Below are 19,206 nucleotides of genomic sequence, written 5' to 3'. Positions count from 1 at the left end.
CGCACGGGGCTATTTTTTGCAACGACGAACGGTGCGTCGCGTCCATCACTCGATGTGGCGCAACTTTTTGCCGATCGTGAAGATTTTATTTACCATTATCTCCTATGGTTTTCCGGTATTGTCAGGGAGACCAAGGCCATGCGTGCAGATGCTGCAAGCCTTCTGGCCCGGCTGGGGCGCCGGGATTTTCGCTATCGCGAGTTCAGCGATTCCTTTGCCGACATGGAATTATGGCCGATTTTCGAGGCCGTTCTGACGGATCCGCGCGTGGTCGGAAAGCCGCTCACGGCGCTTGAAGCGCGGGAGGCTGAGGCTCTGTCCACCCGCCGCGCCGAACCCCATCCATCCCCGTCAGAGCCCGGTGCGCCCGTTGGCATGTTCGATGCCTATGGTGCCGGCGAGCCGGCCGCCCCGGTTTCCGCGAAGGGCAGTCTTCGGGATTTCCTGGGCCATTTGTCGCAATCCGCACCGAAGCGAGATTATTGATGCCCCTGATCCTTTGCCATTCACCAAAAGGCGGGGTGGGCACCAGCTTCATCGCCGCGCAGGTCGCCATCCATCTGGCCCAGCGCGGGCACGATGTGAGCGCGCTCGACTTCACCTATCAGGAAGCGCTCAAGCTGTTCTTCGGCCTGACGCCGGCGCAATCCCTGCCCGAGCTGAACGATGGCAGCGCCGATCCCATCGCGGTGTCGGGCGTCGCCCTTTATTCCGCGCAGAGCCTGTGCCGGGATCCGCATTTTATCGACCTGATCGGGCGCAAAGACCATTCGCCGTTTGAAACCCGAAAAATCTATGTGGCCGACGTGGCCGCCGGCGACCGCGAGACCAAGGACATGCTGCTGCCCTATGCGGCGCTGCATATCTGCACGTTGCAGCCCCGGCCGGGATCGCTTGCGGCGCTGCCCAAGGTGGAACCGGGGACACCGACGATCGACCTGCCCAAGACCGGCTTTGTGCTGAACCATCTTGACGACACCCACAGGCTATCGCGTCATACCCATATCTTCCTGCGGGAATTATTCGGTAGCAAGCTGTTGGGTACGGTCCGTCGCGACGAGGCGGTGAACGAGGCGTCGGCGATGTTCGAGCCGATCGCCCGGTTCGCGCCGGCCAGTGTCGTCTTGAGCGACCTACGCAAACTGGCAATTTCGGTCGAGCAGCAGTGCGGACTGGCCGATCCGGCCGTGGCGGCCGCGCAATGAGCCGCCATCATCCGGTCTGGGGTTGGGTGCTGATGGCATTTGCGATCCTGTTCGCATTGCTGGCCGTCACCGTGCCGCTCGATCTGGAAGCGCAATGGATATTCGCGGCCGTTACGATCATCGGCGCCATGATTCTCGTGCGCTTGCGGTCGCGGCGCACCCTATTGGTGCTGGCGATCCTCTCCATGCTCGTTTCGACCCGCTACATGTTCTGGCGTACGACCCAGACGCTGGAGTTCGGGACCTTTGCGGAATTTCTCCTTGGCTCCGGCCTGTATCTGGCCGAAGCCTATGCCTGGTTGATCCTGGTCCTCGGGTTTCTGCAGACCGGCTGGCCGCTCGACCGGGAAGCGGTCGAAATTCAGGGTGAGCCCGACCAGTGGCCGTGCGTCGATGTCTATGTCCCGACCTATAATGAAAGCCTGGCGATCGTCCGCAACACGGTGTTTGCGGCGATGGACATGGATTATCCCGCCGATCGGTTCCGTGTCTTCATCCTGGATGACGGGCGCCGGCCGGAGTTCCAGGCCTTTGCCCGCCAGGCGGGTTGCGGCTATCTGACCCGCGCCGACAATCTGCACGCCAAGGCGGGCAATCTGAACGCCGCGATGAAGAAGACGAAGGGTGAACTGATCGCGATCTTCGATTGCGACCATGTGCCTACCCGCGCCTTCCTGCAGATGACGGTCGGCTGGTTCCAGCGCGATCCCAAGCTGGCGCTGATGCAGACGCCGCACCATTTCTATTCCCCCGATCCGGCCCAGCGCAATCTGGGCACGGTGCGCGACCTGCCGGGCGAAGGCGACCTTTTCTATGGCGCCGTCCAGTCCGGTAACGATCTGTGGAACGCGACCTTCTTCTGCGGTTCCTGCGCCGTCATCCGGCGCGACGCGCTGGCCCAGACCAACGGCTTTGCCGGCGAGACCGTGACCGAGGATGCGCATACCGCGCTCAAGCTGCAGCGCATGGGCTGGAATACCGCCTATATCGGCGCGCGCCTGTCCGCAGGCCTGGCGACCGAGCGTCTGGTGCTGCACATCGGCCAGCGCATCCGCTGGGCGCGCGGCATGACCCAGATCCTGCGGATCGACAATCCGCTGTTGGGGCGCGGCCTCAATTGGCAGCAGCGCCTGTGTTACCTGAACGCGATGCTGCATTTCCAGTTTCCGCTGCCCAGGATCGTGTTCCTGACCAGCCCGCTGGCCTATCTGATCTTTGGCCAGAACATCATTCACGCATCGGCATCGATGATCTTCGCCTATGCGCTGCCGCATCTGGTCTGTTCGATGAGCTCGTCTGCGCTGACCCAGGGGGGCGACCGCCGCCCGTTCTGGGGTGAAATCTACGAAACGATCCTGGCCTTCCATCTGGTCAAGCCCACGGTGCTGACCATGTTCCAGCCGCGCAAGGGCAAGTTCAACGTGACCGACAAGGGCAGCCTGCTCGATCGCACCTATTTCGATCTTTCGACCGTGCGGCCGCATATGATCTGCATTGGCCTGATCCTGTTCGGGGTGCTGCTGGGCGTGGTGAAGCGGGTGTTCTTCCCCCATCTGTTCAACATCCAGACCGATACGCTGGTGCTCAATGTCGTCTGGGCCGTGTTCAGCCTGATCATCTTGATCGCGGCCGTGTCGGTCGCGCGCGAGACGCGGCAGGCCCGCGAGCATATCCGGATCGATACCCAGTTGCCGGTCACGCTCTACATGGCCGATGGCCATGTGATCGATGCGACCACGCTGGATATCTCGATGGGCGGTGTCGCGATTGCCGTGCCGGCCGATTTTCCGCTGCGCGATCGCCATGTCTCCCATGTCTCATTGCCGATGGGCGATGAAAAGCTGACCATTCCGGTCGACACGGTCCGTTACGAACGGGGCGAGGTCAATCTGCGATTCCAGGAACTGGATATGGTCCTGACCCGTCATCTGGTGCGGGCCGTTCTCGGCCGGGCCGACGCTTGGGAGCCGGTCGCGCCGCGCAAGCCGGTGTCCGCTCTGCATTCCCTGTGGGATATTATCGTGGTGGATTTCATGACACTGAAACGACTGTTCCGCCTGAACCGCAGCGAGCGGCGCCAGCAGAAGAAGCAGGCCCGACTGGAAGCCACGGCGGTGGCCAAGCGCGCGGCGATGCTCACCTTGGCGCTATTGCCCGCATTGGCACTGTCGCTGATGATGCCGGGCCGGGGCCAGGCCCAGGGTGCGCCTGCGGCCGCGCCCGCCGCAGCCACGGCCGGCGTACAGCAGCAGCGCCTGAGCTTTCGCGATCTCCAGCTCAAGACGCCCATCCGCCTGGCGGGTACACGCGGCGAAATCGGCATCCCCTTTGGCCTGCGCCGCAATCAGGTGGTGACCCAGAGCAGCCTGACGCTGAATTTCGCCTGGTCGCCCGCGATGCTGGGGGACCTCAGCCAGTTGGTCGTGCTGCTGAACGGCGAAGTGGTGCGCACGATCCCGCTGCGATCGAGCGAAGCGGGTGGTCAGAACCTGACCATTCCCGTCAATCCCGCGCTGTTCCTGCCCGGTGACAACCAGCTGAACCTGCGCCTGATCGGCCATTATGCCCGGGATTGTGAAGACCCGTTTCATAGCTCGCTATGGGCCAATATCTCGAATGTGCGTTCCTGGTTCGACCTGACCGTCCAGACCCTGCCGATCGCGCCGGATCTGAGCCGCTTGCCCGGGCCGTTCTTTGACCGTCACGACAATTTGCCGCTGCGCCTGCCGTTCGTCTTTGCCGGCAACCCGCGCGCCGGCGATCTGGAAGCCGCCGCCAGCCTCGCTTCATGGCTGGGCGCACAGGCCAGCTATCGCGGCTTTTCGTTCAAGCCGCTCTACAACCAGATCCCGCAGGGCAATGCGATCCTGTTCCTGACGGCCGATCGGGCGATCCCGGGCCTGACCCTGCCGGTCACCGGGCCGAGCGCGACCGTTATCCGCAATCCGCGCGATCCCTTCGGCGAATTGCTGGTGGTGATGGGCCGCAATGAGCAGGAACTGAAACTGGCCGCGGCCGCGATCGCGACCGGCCGGGGGGTGTTCGGCGGCGCGAAGATGAGCTTCGACGGCGTCCGTATCCCGACCTATGCCCGCTACGCCGCGCCCCGCTGGCTGCGCACCGACCGCCCCGTGCAGTTAGGCGAGATCATGGACGCCAATGCGCTGCAGGGCATGGGCCTGCCGCCTGGACCATTGTCGGCGCGCTTCCGCGTGGCGCCCGATCTGTTCTTCTGGCCGCGCCAGGGAGGACGGCTGGACCTGCGCTATCGCTATCCGGCAGCGCCCTGGCTGGACCGGCGGGCCTCGCGCCTCGACGTGTCGATCAATAACCAGTATCTGCGCACCCTGCCGCTGGCTGGTGCCGGCTGGTGGGACAGCCTGTTCGGGGCGCAGGGGGCCAGTTCCCGGGATTCCAGTGCGTCGCTGATCCTGCCGCGCTATAATCTGTTCGGCCAGAATGAGCTGATCTTCGACTATAATCTGATCATTGCCGACAAGAAGAAGTGCGAAGGCACGCTGCCCGAAAATGTCCGTGTCAGCGTACGGCCGAGCAGCAGTATCGACCTGAGCCGCGCCTATCATGCGCTGCACATGCCTGACCTGGCGACCTTCGCGGGGGCTGGCTATCCCTTCACGATCCGTCCGGACCTGGGCGAGACGACGGTGCTCATGGGCGCGCAACCTTCGCAGGGGGCGGTCGAAGCTTTCCTGACGCTGATGGGCCGGATGGGCGATTCCACCGGCGCGGCAACCACCGCCGTCACGGTGGCGAACGCGGTCGATGCCGATCGCCTGTCGGGCCGGGACATCATCGTGATCGGGGCGAGCAGCGTGGCCGGATCGGAGCAGCTCTTCGGTGCTGCGCCGGTGCGCTATATGGATGGCCGTCTGCGCGTGACCGAAACGACGCCGGTGCAGCGTATCTTCGCCTTCTTCTCGCCTTTCGATCGTGCCGATCATGACGAGGTCGTGAACTTTGTGGCCGGAGCGGAGGGTTTTAGCGGGATCGTCGGCTTTGAATCCCCGTTCGAGGGCGGGCGCAGCGTGATCGCGCTGCTCGCAGACGATCCGCGTGCGCTGCCGCAACTGGTCGACGGCATGGCCGATGCCAAGATCAATGCCCAGATCCAGGGCGACCTGGCGGTCACCAATGGCGATGGCATGAGCAGCTTTGCGGTCGGACCGGGCTATTGGGTCGGCTATCTGCCCTTCTGGATGAAGGCGGCCTTCTGGCTGAGCGGACGCCCGCTGCTGATGGCGGCTTGTGGCTTGCTGGCAGCGTTGATCCTTGCCGGCCCGCTCTATCTGTATCTGAGCCGCCAGCAACGGCGCCGGCTGGAAGGGGGGGCAGAGGAATGACCCGGTCGACCCGCCTGCTTGCTGCGTGCGCGCTGCTTGCCCTGACCGGCGTGGTGCCGCTGGCCCATGCCGAAGTGCCCGGTGTTTCTGCGCTGATCCAGCAGGGGCGCTACTGGCAGGGCAAGGGACGCCAGGATCTGGCTGCCCAGGCGTTTCGCCGCGCCTTGGCGCTCGATCCCGACAATGCCCAGGCGCGCCAGGGGTTGGCCGGGCCGGCGCCTCGCGCGCCTGCCATGCCCACGCCGGCGCCCAAGGCGCAGCCGCGTCGCGAGGAGCCGGCGCCCGCGACCGCGCCGTCTGCGTCTGCGTCTGCCACGCCGGCTGTCCGCAGCACCCCCCAGCGGGCAAACACGACCGGTGGCGCATCGCGCGCGGCCGGGTTCAAGGCGCTGGAGGCCAATGATCTCGACGGTGCGGAACGCGCGTTTGAGCGTGCGGTCCAGTCAAACCGCCGCGATGCCGATGCGTTGGGTGGCCTGGGGTTGGTACGCTTGCGGCAGGCCCGTTTCGGTGAGGCGCGCGACCTGCTGGACGAGGCCTCGCGTAGCGGAAGCCCGTCGCAATGGGCCGAGGCATTGGCATCGGCGCGCTTCTTCGCTGGCCTGGCCGATGCACGCGCCGCGCTGGCGCAGGGACGGCTGGGCGAGGCGCAGGCTCAGGTTGAGGGGCTGATCCGCTCGGGTTATCCGCAACGCGGGCCGGCACTGGAAGTGCTGGCAGACATTTATGAGCGTCAGGGACGCTATGCCGATGCGGCTGACCTCTATCGCCAGGCCAATGAGGGCGCAAAACAGTCCGACGGACGGCTTGCCAGTCGTGCGGCGCGGGATCGGGCGCTCGCCGCTGCTGCACGGGGCGATGATGTCACGGCGGAACAGGAATTTCATTCCGGCCTGCTGCTGGATCAGCGCGATCCGTGGATCCGCTACGAATTTGCCCGCTATCTGACCGCGCGGCGACGCCTGCCGGAAGCGGAATCGTTGATGAATTCCCTCGGGTCTTCCAACGATCCCGACTGGCTGTACGCCGCCGCCCTGCTGAATGCCGATATGGGGCGGGCGAGCGCTGCCGATGCACTGATGGCGCGTGTTCCGGAGATGCAGCGTACGGCGCAGATGCGCCATTTTGCCGTCGGGTTGAAGGTGGATGGTGCGATCGAGCGGGCCAAGGCGCTGGCGGCACAGGGCCGGCAAGGGGAAGCGCTGGGCGCGCTTCGCCAACTCGCTGCCACGCCCGGCATCAGCGCCGACAAGCAGGCCGCGATTGCCGACGCCCTGTACGAACTGGGCGATACGGCGGGCGCCGCGCAACTGGCGCAGCAGGCACTGTCGGGGGACATCAGCGATCCGCAAGGCTATGAGCCGATCGTCCGGGTGCTGGCCAAGACCGGCCATGATGCCTTTGCCACCAACGCGATCCAGCGGGCCGCGCAACTGGCCGGCAATTCCACCGATGGTCAGCGGGTCATCGCGCGGATGAACGGGATCATGGCGGCCGCGCAGGCGGACCGGTTGCGGACGGCTGGCCAATATGCCGCTGCGTTCGACCTGCTGCAGGGGGCCTGGAACGCAGCACCGGGGAACCAGGATGTGCTGGCGGCGCTCGCCCGGCTCTATCAGTCCGGCGGCATGCCGGCGCAGGCGGCGCAGACCTATCAGATGTTGCTGGCCCAGTCGCCCGATGACCGGGGCGCGCTGATGGGTCTTATCGAAACCGCTGGCGCCGCCGGCGACCGCGAACTGGCCCGGCGTACGATCGATCGGGCGCTGCAGGTCGCGCCGGATGATTATGAAATCTATCTCGCCGCTGCCCGCATGGAGCAGGCGCGCGGTGATGAAAGCGCGGCATTGCGCTATCTCAAGCGGGCGAAGGAGGTCTATGCAGCCAAGAGTGGCGCGGCGACGTTGAGCGCCAGCAATCCCTTCGCCGCGACGATGCAGGGCAATAATCCGTTTCGTAACCAGGCGGCCGCACCGGTCCAGCCACCCGCCAACCCGTTCGCGCTGGGTTCAGGCGCTCGTTTGGCCGGAGCGGCGCCCGTGCCCGCCGGCGCCGCCTTCGCGCCTTTCCAGTCGGTAACCGACACCGGCGGCTTTGCGCCAGCGGTCGTGGCCCAGTCGGCGCCTGTGGGGGGCGGCTTTGGTAGCCCAGCCTTGCCGGCGTCCGTCGCCGCACCGGCGCCAAGCGCGCCCGGCGTGGTTTCGGGCGATCCGGTGATGGCGCGCATCCAGTCCGAAATCCAGACGCTTACGCGCGAGAGCGGGCCGCGTGCCGAGTTGCGCACGGGCTATCGCGAGCGGTCGGGGGAAACCGGCCTGAGCGGATTGAAGGAATTGACTGGAACGGCCGAGATATCGACCGGCCTGGGGGGCGGACGGATCAAGGCGAAGGCCGAGGCCGTGGTCTTGGATTCCGGCCGTCCGACCGGGTCGGCATTGGCGCGCTTTGGCCGCAATGCAACGCCGGAAGCCCAGGGAATCGTCGCCGAGCAGCCGTCGCAACTGGTCAACGCCCAGACTCAGCATGCGTCCGGCGTGGCCTTGTCGGCCGCCTATGAAACGCCGCTGTTGCAGCTGGAATTGGGCACGACGCCGCTTGGCTTTGAAGATAATGAAGTCACCTGGCGTGCCGCCATCAGTCCGCGCCTGTCGCCCTATGCGACCGCGCGCGTCTGGGCCGAGCGCAAGCCGGTGACCGACAGCGTCCTGTCCTATGCGGGGACGCGCGATCCGGTCACCGGGGCATTCTGGGGCCAGGTCATGCGGACCGGCGGCGGCGTGTCCTTCTCCTATGACCAGGATGGCGCGGGCATCTATGGTGACCTGTCCTATTATCGCTATGCCGGCACCGACGTGCGCAAGAACCACGGCTTGCAGGCGAATGTCGGTGGCTATCTGCCCTTCTATCGCGGCGACCGCTCGTCGATCGTGGGGGGCATCAATGTCAACTATCAGGATTTTGACAATAATCAGAACTACTTCACCTATGGCCATGGCGGCTATTTCAGCCCCCAGAGCTTCTTCAGCATCAGCTTGCCCGTCCGGTACAGCTATGCGTCCGACCTGCTGGAGGTGAAGGCCGGCGTGGCACCGGGCTATCAATCCTATAATCAGGACCAGGTATCGATCTACCCGACCGACCCGGCCGCGCAGGCGGTACTCGATGGGCTGAAAGCGCAGAATAGCGATGTCCGCTCTTATTATGACAGTCTGAGCAAGACCGGCTTTGCCCTTTCGGCGGACGGCTCAATATATTATCGTGTCAGTCCCAGCACGCGTGTCGGCGGTGAAATTGGCATCAATACCTTCGGCAGCTATGACGAGTTCAAATCGCTGGTTGGCATCAAGCAATCGTTGGGAGGCAGTCGGTGATCCGCGAAGCCCTAGACTATCAGCCCGCCGAGACGGACAACTGGACCGACGATGGTCTTGCGCTGCTCACGGCGATGATCGGCAGCGAGATATTCGCGACGGCAAGTCGCGTTCAGGCAGATGCTTTCTTCGCAGCCGTTGGACGCCGGATCGCCGCTTTGCTTCAGGTGGGCGATATTTCGGACGAAGCGGCGATCATGTCACGGATCAACCGGCTGTGGCAGACGTTGGGTTGGGGTGAAACGCGACTGGAAATGACGGAGAACGCCATCATGATCCATCACCAGGGCCTGCCCGAAACGCTGCAAGGCGATATCGACGGCCGCTGGGCCGACATGGCGCCAGCCTTGTTGTGCGGTGCTTATGATGCGTGGCTTCACGCCCTGGGTTCTGCCCCCCATATTCATACGTCCGTGGTCCGCTGGCGCGGCGGCGTCATGGACCTGCGTCATGGCGGTTGACCGGCGTGGCTTGCTGGTGGGCGCGGGATTGGTCCTTACCGCCGCCTGTGCCCGGGCAGGGCAGGGCAAGAGCAAGGATGTGACCAGCGGCGTCGATTGGCAGACGTTCAAGGCGCGTTTCCTCGATCCGTCGGGGCGCATCGTCGACAATGGCAACGGCGGTGTCAGCCACAGCGAGGGGCAGAGCTATGGCCTCGCGCTGGCCTTTTGGAATGATGATCGGGCGGCGTTCGACACGATTTTGGGCTGGACCGACAGGACGCTCGCGAGGCCCGACATGGCCCTTTATGCGTGGCGGTACGACCCTCGTCAGCCGAACCCGGTTGCCGATCCCAACAATGCGACCGATGCGGATCTTGTCATCGCCTGGATCTTGGCGGAAGCGGCCAGGACCTGGCGGAACGAGGCCTATGCCGCCCGATCGAAGGCCATTCGCAGCGCGATCCGGCATAATCTGGTGCTTGAACGGCATGGGCGGCATTTGCTGCTGCCCGGGATACAGGGGTTCGTCACGGCCGAGGCGGTCACGCTCAACCCGTCCTATTATGTCTGGCCGGCGCTGGACGCGTTTCGCCGGCTGGATGGCGATGCCGCCTGGGGCCGCGTGATCGGGGATGGCGAGGCGATGCTGGGAGCCGCGCGCTTTGGTCCGCTGGCACTGCCGACCGACTGGATCGACGTGACAGGTCACGATGCCGTGTCCCCTGCGGCCGGTAAGCCAGCCCGGTTCGGTTTCGATGCCGTCCGTGTGCCACTTTATGCCAAGGCGGGCCGGCGCGAGGCGTTGCTGGCCCCCATTCGTGATTTCTGGCGTGGCTATGTTGCGCAACGCCAGCCTATTCCTGCCTGGGTCGATGTGCAGTCCGGTGAAGTCGCGCCTTACGCATTGTCTGCTGGTGGCATGGCGATCGCGGGTGGGGTGCTCGGCTTGCCTGCACCCACCAGCCTTTCTGCGGACTATTTTGCTGCTTCCTTGCAAATGCTGGCTGGAAGATTAGTGTAAGACATGGAAAACAAGGCAAAAATGCCATAGAATTCGCGACCCGCTATCGGGTTTGGTCGCAAGGAGAAGAGGCATGACGATCGCGCGGGAAGTTCGCGATGCCGTGCGCCGGCTTGGCATCCGGCGCGGCTGGCGCCGGCCGACGTCCTTGTCAGAGCCGGTCTATCGGGATCTCGTCGCGACGCTTTTCACCATGGCCTTCCCTATCTTGGGGCTGGGTGTCATCCTGGTGGCGCTCGGCCTGCTGCTCTTCTTCCAGTGGCGGGATTCCATGGTCGGTATGATGACTGTGCTCGCGGCGGTCATTACCCTGGGCAGGCTGGCGATCATTGCCGGTTACAAACGGAGCGATCCGGCCACCATGGCGATGCGGACATTGCAGCGGTGGGAACGCCGCTATGCGTGGGGAACCTATGCCTTCGCGCTCGTGCTCGCCCTGTTCAACATACGGGTATTGGCCACCCATTCGCCCCTGTCCCATCTGGTAGCGGTCAGCCTGGTCTTCACGTTCGGCGCGGGTGTCGTCTCGCGCATCGCCGGGCGCCCGGTCATCTGCATCACTGCGCTCCTGCTTGCCACGGTGCCAACCATTGCCGGACTGGCGCTCCATGCCTTCAGCGATGCGAGGATCGACCTCCATGCCCAGCTATTCCTGATCGAGAGCGTGCTGGTGGCGACCGTCACCGGGATGAGCCTCCAGACCGTGTGGCATCTTTATGCGTCGTCGATCGAGCATCTGACGACGAAGCATGAATTGTCGCATCTGGCGCGCAAGGATGCCCTGACCGGACTGCCGAACCGTTTGCATTTGCGCGAACATTTTGAGGAAAAGATGCGGCCTGTCATGCTGGGGCGGCATGCGATGGCGCTGCATTTCCTGGACCTGGACGGGTTCAAGGGGATTAACGACCGCTTCGGTCATCCGGTCGGCGACGCGCTGCTGCGCCAGGTCGCCGATCGATTGAACGGGCTGGTGCGGACCGAGGATATGGTAGGCCGCCTGGGCGGAGACGAATTTGTCGTGATCCAGTGCCCCGTGCGGCATCCGGGCGAAGCCGAAATGCTGGCACGGCGCATTATCCGGCAGTTGAGCGCCACATACGAGGTCAACCAGGCCGCCATGGACATATCGGTCAGCGTCGGAATCGCGTTGGCGCCCGACAATGGCGACAATTGGGAAGAGCTGTCGGCGCATGCCGATGCCGCGCTCTATTGCTCGAAAAGAGCGGGCAAGGCGCAATTCGCTTTCTATCAGGTTGGACAACCTGCCGTTCAGGCGCATGTGGCGGGCAGCATCGGCTGACGCGCCGTTCAGCCTGTTATGCCCGGCAGGTCGAGGCCATTTTCCCTGGCGCAGGCGAGCGCCACGTCATAGCCCGCATCGGCATGGCGCATCACGCCGGTCGCCGGATCGTTCCACAGCACGCGGGCCAGCCGCCGCGCAGCATCCTCGGTGCCGTCTGCGACTATGACCATACCCGAATGCTGGGAATAGCCCATGCCAACCCCGCCGCCATGGTGCAGCGAAACCCAGGTCGCGCCGCTCGCGGTGTTGAGGAGGGCGTTCAGCAATGGCCAGTCGCTCACCGCGTCGCTGCCGTCGCGCATGGCTTCCGTTTCGCGATTGGGCGAGGCGACGGAGCCGCTGTCGAGATGATCGCGGCCGATGACCACGGGCGCCTTGAGTTCTCCGTTCGCCACCATCTCGTTGAAGGCCAGGCCGAGGCGGTGGCGGTCTCCCAGACCGACCCAGCAGATGCGCGCGGGCAGGCCCTGGAAGCGGATCTTCTCCCGTGCCATGTCGAGCCAATTGTGCAGATGCGTATCGTCGGGGAGCAATTCCTTCACCTTGGCATCGGTCTTGTAGATGTCCTCGGGATCGCCAGAGAGCGCCGCCCAGCGGAACGGTCCAACGCCACGACAGAAAAGCGGTCGGATATAGGCGGGCACGAACCCGGGGAAATCGAAAGCGTTCTCGACCCCTTCGTCTTTCGCCATCTGGCGGATATTATTGCCATAGTCCGTCGTCGGGACGCCGGCGGCCTGGAAATCGAGCATCGCTTGGACATGCACGGCCATGCTCGCCTTGGCCGCCTTCGCCACCGCTTCGGGCTCGCGCTCGCGTCGGTCGATCCATTCGGCCACGCTCCAGCCGGCGGGGAGATAGCCATTGACCGGGTCATGGGCGCTGGTCTGGTCGGTCAGCAGGTCGGGGCGGATCCCGCGCGCAAACATCTCCGGCAGGATTTCCGCCGCATTGCCGAGCAGCCCGACCGACACCGGTTTCTTGTCCGCGCAGCTTTTCTCGATGATCGCCATGGCCTCTTCGATCGTCGCGGCGGCAACGTCCAGATAGCCGGTGCGCAGGCGCATCTCGATCCGGCTCGCCTGGCATTCGATCGCAAGGCAGGATGCGCCAGCCATGACGGCTGCGAGCGGCTGTGCCCCGCCCATGCCGCCCAGACCCGCCGTCAGCAGCCATTTTCCGCTGAGGTCGCCGCCATGATGCTGGCGGCCCATTTCGACGAATGTCTCATAGGTGCCCTGCACGATGCCCTGGGTGCCGATATAGATCCAGGACCCGGCCGTCATCTGGCCGTACATGGCCAGGCCGCGCCTATCCAGTTCGTTGAAATGCTCCCATGTGGCCCAATGCGGCACCAGATTGGAATTGGCGATCAGGACGCGGGGTGCGTCGGCATGGGTCCGGAACACCCCGACTGGCTTGCCCGACTGGATCAGCAGCGTCTCGTCCGCCTCCAGCCGCTGCAGCGTTTCGACGATATTGTCGTAGCTGGCCCAGTCCCGCGCTGCGCGACCGATACCGCCATACACCACCAGTTCCTCCGGACGTTCGGCGACATCGGGATGCAGGTTGTTCATCAGCATGCGCAGGGGCGCTTCGGTGAGCCAACTCCTGGCGGAGAGATGGGTGCCCGTCGCCGGACGGATGATGCGGCTATTGTCCAGTCGGGCATCGCGCGAGCGGGTCATGATTGGTCTCCCTGGCAAATCAGGCTTGAGCGAAGGCACGACAGGCCTTCAGGATATCGGTCAGGACGGCAATAACAGGCTGGGCATGGCCAAGGTCGATCGCGGGCGGCCAGTTGCCTTCGTCGCGATGGGCCGGCTCGTGGAGATAGCCGCGCATTGCGAGTTCCATCTGGATGGCATGAACGCCCGTTTCCGGGGCGCCATAATGACGGGTGGTCCAGCCACCACGGAAACGCCCGTCCACGACATGGCCGAGCCCGCTTGCGGCACAAAGCCGTGCGACCTCGTCCGACAATTCCGGCGCGCAGGTGGTGCCGAAATTCGTGCCGATGTTGAACTGGGGCAAAATCCCGTCGAACAGGCGGGGCACAAGACTGCGGATCGAGTGCGCATCGTAGAGCACGACGCGCGCATGTTGCGCGCGCAATCTGTCGATCTCGCTCGTCAGCGCGGCATGATAGGGATCAAACCAGCATGTGCGGCGCCGGCCTATCTCCGCCGCATCGGGCAAGGGCGCGCGATAGAGGGGCGCGCCGTCAAAGCTGGTGGTCGGGCAAAGTTCGGTCGTCGCTTGCCCCGGATAAAGCGAAGCGCCGGACGGATCGCGATTGACGTCGATGACGCTGCGCGAAATGGCTGTACGGATCGTGGTCGCGCCCAGGTCGCGGGCAAAGCCATAGAGGGTATCGATCCACCAGTCCGCATCGGCACGTGCCGCCCAGGGGGAAACGAAACTGTCGCCGACATCGGCCAGATCGGTGCCAGCGTGGGGGAAGGCGACAATCAGCGGGGCGTCGCCCTGGTCGACGTCCAGCCAGGTCATGCCAACCCCGGCAGGTTATGAGCCGTAGCCGCCACCAGAGCGCCGGACCGGACGAGATGATTGGCCGCTTCCATATCCGGATGGAAATGGCGGTCGTCGCCAAGTTGGGGCACGACCGCGCGCAGGCAGGCCCGGGCCGCTTCAAGCGGCGTGCTGGATGCCAAGGGTGCATGGAAATCAATCCCCTGCACGGCGGCGAGCAATTCTATGCCGACCACCGCACTGGCATTGCGGGTCATGGCCAGCAGGCGCCGCGCCCCATGGGCCGCCATCGACACATGATCTTCCTGATTGGCGGAGGTGGGGATCGAGTCCACGCTGGCCGGATAGGCGCGCTGCTTGTTTTCGGAAACCAGCGCGGCCGCCGTCACCTGCGGGATCATGAAACCGGAATTGAGGCCGGGTGTCGGCGTCAGGAAGGCGGGCAGGCCCGACAGGGCGGGGTCCACCAGCATGGCGATGCGCCGTTCGGCGATCGACCCGATCTCACAGATGGCAAGCGCGATCATGTCGGCCGCAAACGCAACCGGTTCGGCATGGAAATTCCCGCCCGAGAGCGCTTCGTCGCTCTCCGGGAAGATCAGCGGATTGTCGGAGACGCCGTTGGCCTCGACCGCAAGGGTGAAGGCGGCCTGACGCAGAAGATCCAGGACAGCGCCCATCACCTGGGGCTGGCAACGCAGGCAATAGGGGTCCTGAACCCGGACGTCGTCACGCAGATGACTGGCACGGATCGCTGATCCCGCCATCAGGTCGCGCAGGGCCGCTGCCGTCTCGATCTGGCCTTCATGGCGGCGCAAGGCATGGATGCGGGGATCGAAAGGCGTGTCGGAGCCCTTGGCGGCCTCGGTCGAGAGGGCACCAGTCACCAGTGCCGCCTGGAACAGCCCTTCCGCCTCGAACAGGCCCGCCAGCGCGTTGGCCGTCGAAAATTGCGTGCCGTTGAGCAGGGCAAGCCCTTCCTTTGGCCCCAGTTCGATCGGGGCAAGCCCCGCCCTGGCAAGGGCTGCAGTTGCGGGAAGGTGCTCGCCGTCGATGATGATGTCCCCGACGCCGATCATCGCTGCCGCCATGTGGGACAGGGGGGCGAGATCGCCGCTGGCGCCGACAGACCCCTGGCAGGGCACCACCGGCGTCAGTCCGCCAACCAGCATCGCCTCCAGCAGGGCGATCGTCTGGGGACGGATGCCGGATGCTCCCTGCCCAAGGCTGGCGAGCTTGAGCGCCATCATCAAGCGGATGACCGGTACCGGCGAGGGCGCGCCCGTGCCGGCGGCATGGCTGAGCACGATGTTGCGCTGGAGGGTCGCGAGATCTTCGTCGCCGATGCGCACGCTGGCAAGTTTGCCGAAGCCGGTATTGATGCCATAGATCGGCTCGCCCTTGGCAAGAATACGCGCGACGGCGGCGGCGCTTTCGGCGATCGCCGGTGCCGCAGCCGCATCGAGCCGCGTGGACGCGCCGCGATAGATCGCGCGCCAGTCGCCAAGCGTCGCGGCGCCGGGGATGAGTATGACCTCGTTCATTGACCACTCCAGATGCGGGCATGGAGCGGGTTGAACCCCATGCGGTAAACCAGTTCGGCGGGGCGCTCTATGTCCCATATCGCCAGATCGCAGCATTTGCCCGGTTCCAATGTGCCGATCCGATGCGCCAGGCCCAAGGCCCGCGCCGCATTGCGGGTTACGCCGGTCAGGCATTCTTCCACGGTCAGGCGGAACAGGGTCGCGCCCATGTTCATCGCCAGCAGCAGCGATGTGAGCGGCGCCGTACCGGGATTGCAATCGGTTGCGATCGCAATGGGAACACCGGCTTGTCGCAACGCGGCGATCGGCGGCAACCGGGTTTCGCGCATGAAATAATAGGCGCCCGGCAGTAGTGTGGCGATCGTGCCGGCCCGCGCCATGGCGGCAATGCCGTCGTCGTCGAGATGTTCAAGATGATCGGCCGACAATGCGCCATGTTCGGCCGCGAGTTGTGCCCCATGCTGATTGGACAATTGTTCGGCGTGGAGTTTGACGGGCAGGCCGTGCCGTCGCGCAGCCAGGAAGAGGCGATGGGTCTGTTCGCGGGAAAAACCGATGCCTTCGCAAAAGGCGTCGACGGCATCGGCCAGGCCCGCCGCGGCGACATCGGGCAGCAAGACATCACACAGCATCGCGATATAGGCGTCGGCATCGCCGGCATATTCCGGTGGCAGCGCATGGGCACCCAGAAAGCTGGTGACGATATGAACCGGGCGTTCCTGTCCCAGCCGCCGGGCCGCCTGCAGCATCCGCAGTTCGGAATCCCGTTCAAGGCCGTAGCCCGACTTGACTTCGACCGTGGTCACGCCTTCGGCGATCAGGGCGTCGAGCCGGGGCAGGGCACTGGCAACAAGGTCCGCCTCGCTGGCGCTGCGGGTCGCCCGCATGGTCGAAACGATCCCCCCGCCGGCTTGCGCGATCTGTGCATAGGATGCGCCGGCCAAACGCATCTCGAACTCTGCCGCACGGTCGGCGCCATGGACCAGGTGGGTATGGCAATCGATCAGTCCCGGCGTGATCCAGCGATCAGCACAATCGATGATCTCGACCGCATCGAGGCGTGGCATCTGGTCGATCGGTCCGGCATATTGGATCAGGCCATCCCGGCAGGCGATCGCGCCCCTGTCAACGATGCCAAGGCCTTCGCCCGCAAAGGTGGCGAGGCGGGCATTGGTCCATAGCTTGTCGCATTGCATATCACCCTCCCGCTCCTGCATCTGGGGACAGATTGCATGATTTCCGATTTAATGTATAGACATTATATTCGGTGGGAAGGATAGGATGGCCGCTTTGGTGACGCTCCATTTTAATCACGCCCTGCTGCCCCAGGGCTGGGCCGCTGACGTGCGCCTGTCTATCCAGGACGGCCGGTTCGTGGCGATTACGCCGGGCGTGGCCCGCCAGCCGGGCGACCATCACGCGGCATGTGCCCTGCCGGGCATGCCCAATCTGCACAGCCACGCATTCCAGCGCGCCATGGCGGGTCTGGCCGAGATACGCGGGCCAAAGGGGGACAGTTTCTGGACCTGGCGCGAGACGATGTATCGGTTTGTCGAACGGATGACGCCGGACGACATCGCTGCCGTTGCGGCCCAGGCCTATGTCGAAATGCTGGAAAGCGGCTTCACCCGGGTCGGGGAGTTTCATTATCTCCACCATGACCGGAATGGGGCACGATATGCCGAACCGGCGGCCACCAGCCTCGCGATCATCGAGGCGGCGGCCCAAAGCGGCATCGGCCTCACGCTGTTGCCGGTCTTCTATGCCTGGTCGGGCTTTGGGCAGCAGCCCCCCAGCACGGCCCAACGCCGTTTCCTGTCGGATATCGATAGTTTTGCGGGCCTGTTCGACATGGCGGCCACCGGCGCGCGGATATTACCGGACGCTCTGGTCGGCATCGCGCCGCACAGCCTGCGTGCGGTTGCGCCGACGGAGCTATCGGCGCTGCAGCAAATGGCGGGCGACCGGCCAATCCATATCCATATTGCCGAACAGGCGCGGGAGGTAAGCGATTGCCTCGCCTGGAGCGGGCAACGCCCGGTCGAATGGCTGCTGGACCACGCCGATGTCGACCGGCGCTGGTGTCTGGTTCATGCCACGCACATGACGGAGGCCGAAACGAGCGATGTCGCGCGCCGCGGAGCCGTTGCCGGCATCTGCCCCATTACCGAAGCCAATCTGGGTGACGGATTGTTCCCGGCTGAACCCTTTCTTCGGGCGGGCGGTCGCTATGGCATCGGCAGCGATTCCAACGTGCGCATCGATGCGATCGAGGAACTACGGATGCTGGAATATGGCCAGCGGCTGATCCGGCAGGAGCGGAACATCCTGGCATTGGCCCCGGGGCGGTCCACCGGCGATGCCTTGTACCGGATGGCGGTGGATGGCGGAGGGCAGGCGCTGGGGGATGATGCTGGTCTGCAGGTGGGGGCATCGGCAGATATCGTCACGCTGGACCTCGCCCATGCGTCCCTGGTCCATCGTCCGGTCGAACGACTGCTGGATGCGCTGTTGTTCGGGGCCGGCAGGGATGCGATCGATTCGGTCTGGCGGCGCGGCGTGCAATTGGTCAGCGGGGGCCGCCACCAGGCTCGCGATCCGATCCTGGCGCGCTACCGCAAGACATTGGAGCGATTGACGGCGTGAAACAGTCGCTGCACGAAAAAATCCGGGCGGATTTCGAGGCGCGTATCCTGGCCGGCGTACTGGCGCCGGGGGATCGTCTGCCGACCGAGCAGGAGCTGATGCAGACCCATGGCTGTTCGCGGATGACCGTGAACAAGGCGCTATCGGCTCTGCAATCGGCCGGGTTGATCGATCGACGCAAGAAGGCGGGCAGCTTCGTTGCTCGGCCGCGTGTTCATTCGATGGTACTCGATATTCCCGATTTGGCGGAACAGATCGCCGGACGGGGGCAGGCGCATAGCTATAGGCTGCTGCGGCGTGAGGTGCGTGGTCCCGCGGCGAGCTTGGAGCAGGAGGTGATCCTGGCCAATGGCGCAATGCTGCTGGAACTGGATGGCATCCATTATGCGGACGGTCATCCGCTGGCGGTGGAGCATCGCCTGATCGCCATCCGAGCCGTGCCGGCAATCGTGGATGTCGATCTTGACGCGATCTCGCCCGGCGCCTGGTTGTTGCGCCATGTCCCCTGGACGGAAGCGGAAAATCGTATTTCGGCCGTGGGCGCTTCGCGAGAGGAAGCGACGCGGCTGGCGATCGCGCCGGGGGCTCCGTGTCTGTGCGTCGAGCGCCATACCTGGCGGGGCGGCGACCCGATTACCTATGTGCGGCAAGTTTTCCTGGCCGATTCCTACGACATGGTGGCACGCTTCGGCCCGTCCGGCAGCGCGGCCAGCGCGGTCGTCGCTTCCGATGATGGAACATCCTGACCCTCCCGAATGTTTCTACAAGCGACTGAAACAGGAAGAGGAAATGTGATGGGCAAGGGTATTTTGCTGT

At 64.7% G+C, this 19,206-nt stretch carries 13 protein-coding genes; 9 read left to right on the top strand and 4 right to left on the bottom strand.

Annotated elements, in window-relative coordinates; all coding sequences use genetic code 11:
* Positions 1 to 54: 54 nt before the first annotated feature.
* From PMI04_RS11985 to PMI04_RS11955, 7 genes are all read left to right on the top strand, one after another.
* A complete protein-coding gene (locus tag PMI04_RS11985) occupies positions 55 to 486 on the top strand; it encodes a hypothetical protein (protein WP_238535877.1) in 432 nt (143 codons plus the stop codon).
* Positions 486 to 1,205, top strand: coding sequence for a cellulose synthase operon protein YhjQ/BcsQ (locus PMI04_RS11980; RefSeq protein WP_007705612.1), 720 nt, complete (start codon positions 486 to 488; stop codon positions 1,203 to 1,205). Before PMI04_RS11985 ends, PMI04_RS11980 begins: the two co-directional genes overlap by 1 nt.
* Entirely contained in the window at positions 1,202 to 5,566 is a 4,365-nt protein-coding gene (gene bcsA / locus PMI04_RS11975) for a UDP-forming cellulose synthase catalytic subunit (RefSeq protein ID WP_007705604.1), read from the top strand. The genes PMI04_RS11980 and bcsA overlap by 4 nt, the downstream gene beginning before the upstream one ends.
* A complete protein-coding gene (locus PMI04_RS11970; RefSeq protein WP_007705601.1) occupies positions 5,563 to 8,937 on the top strand; it encodes a cellulose biosynthesis protein BcsC in 3,375 nt (1,124 codons plus the stop codon). Before bcsA ends, PMI04_RS11970 begins: the two co-directional genes overlap by 4 nt.
* Entirely contained in the window at positions 8,934 to 9,398 is a 465-nt protein-coding gene (locus tag PMI04_RS11965; protein WP_007705598.1) for a hypothetical protein, read from the top strand. The genes PMI04_RS11970 and PMI04_RS11965 overlap by 4 nt, the downstream gene beginning before the upstream one ends.
* Entirely contained in the window at positions 9,388 to 10,401 is a 1,014-nt protein-coding gene (locus PMI04_RS11960) for a glycosyl hydrolase family 8 (protein WP_007705596.1), read from the top strand. The genes PMI04_RS11965 and PMI04_RS11960 overlap by 11 nt, the downstream gene beginning before the upstream one ends.
* A gap of 73 nt (positions 10,402 to 10,474) precedes the next feature.
* Positions 10,475 to 11,704, top strand: coding sequence for a GGDEF domain-containing protein (locus PMI04_RS11955; RefSeq protein ID WP_007705594.1), 1,230 nt, complete (start codon positions 10,475 to 10,477; stop codon positions 11,702 to 11,704).
* A gap of 8 nt (positions 11,705 to 11,712) precedes the next feature.
* On the opposite strand, the gene hutU is transcribed toward PMI04_RS11955, so the two are convergent.
* From hutU to hutI, 4 genes are read right to left on the bottom strand one after another with little or no spacing between them, the layout of a single operon-like run.
* Positions 11,713 to 13,395 carry a urocanate hydratase gene (gene hutU, locus PMI04_RS11950; RefSeq protein ID WP_007705592.1) on the bottom strand — a complete coding sequence of 561 codons (1,683 nt, stop codon included), beginning with the start codon at positions 13,393 to 13,395 and terminating at the stop codon, positions 11,713 to 11,715.
* A 19-nt stretch (positions 13,396 to 13,414) separates the two neighbouring features.
* The gene (hutG, locus tag PMI04_RS11945; RefSeq protein ID WP_007705589.1) at positions 13,415 to 14,218 is read right to left on the bottom strand and encodes an N-formylglutamate deformylase; all 804 of its coding nucleotides are present in this window, start codon (positions 14,216 to 14,218) and stop codon (positions 13,415 to 13,417) included.
* Entirely contained in the window at positions 14,215 to 15,744 is a 1,530-nt protein-coding gene (hutH, locus tag PMI04_RS11940; protein ID WP_007705586.1) for a histidine ammonia-lyase, read from the bottom strand. The genes hutG and hutH overlap by 4 nt, the downstream gene beginning before the upstream one ends.
* Positions 15,741 to 16,940, bottom strand: a complete 1,200-nt coding sequence (gene hutI / locus PMI04_RS11935) for an imidazolonepropionase (protein WP_007705583.1) — start codon at positions 16,938 to 16,940, stop codon at positions 15,741 to 15,743. Before hutI ends, hutH begins: the two co-directional genes overlap by 4 nt.
* Before the next feature lie 85 nt (positions 16,941 to 17,025).
* On the opposite strand from hutI, the gene PMI04_RS11930 reads away from it, so the two are divergent.
* Both PMI04_RS11930 and hutC read left to right on the top strand, forming a co-directional pair.
* Positions 17,026 to 18,390, top strand: a complete 1,365-nt coding sequence (locus PMI04_RS11930; protein WP_007705579.1) for a formimidoylglutamate deiminase — start codon at positions 17,026 to 17,028, stop codon at positions 18,388 to 18,390.
* Positions 18,387 to 19,136: a histidine utilization repressor gene (hutC, locus tag PMI04_RS11925; RefSeq protein WP_007705576.1), complete on the top strand. Its 750-nt coding sequence runs from the start codon at positions 18,387 to 18,389 to the stop codon at positions 19,134 to 19,136. The genes PMI04_RS11930 and hutC overlap by 4 nt, the downstream gene beginning before the upstream one ends.
* The last annotated feature ends 70 nt before the right edge of the window (positions 19,137 to 19,206 follow it).

This window comes from Sphingobium sp. AP49 (assembly GCF_000281715.2).
Taxonomy (GTDB): Bacteria; Pseudomonadota; Alphaproteobacteria; order Sphingomonadales; family Sphingomonadaceae; genus Sphingobium.
The sequence above is the reverse complement of the archived record's forward strand: the minus strand, read 5'-3'. Positions and strand labels throughout refer to the sequence as shown.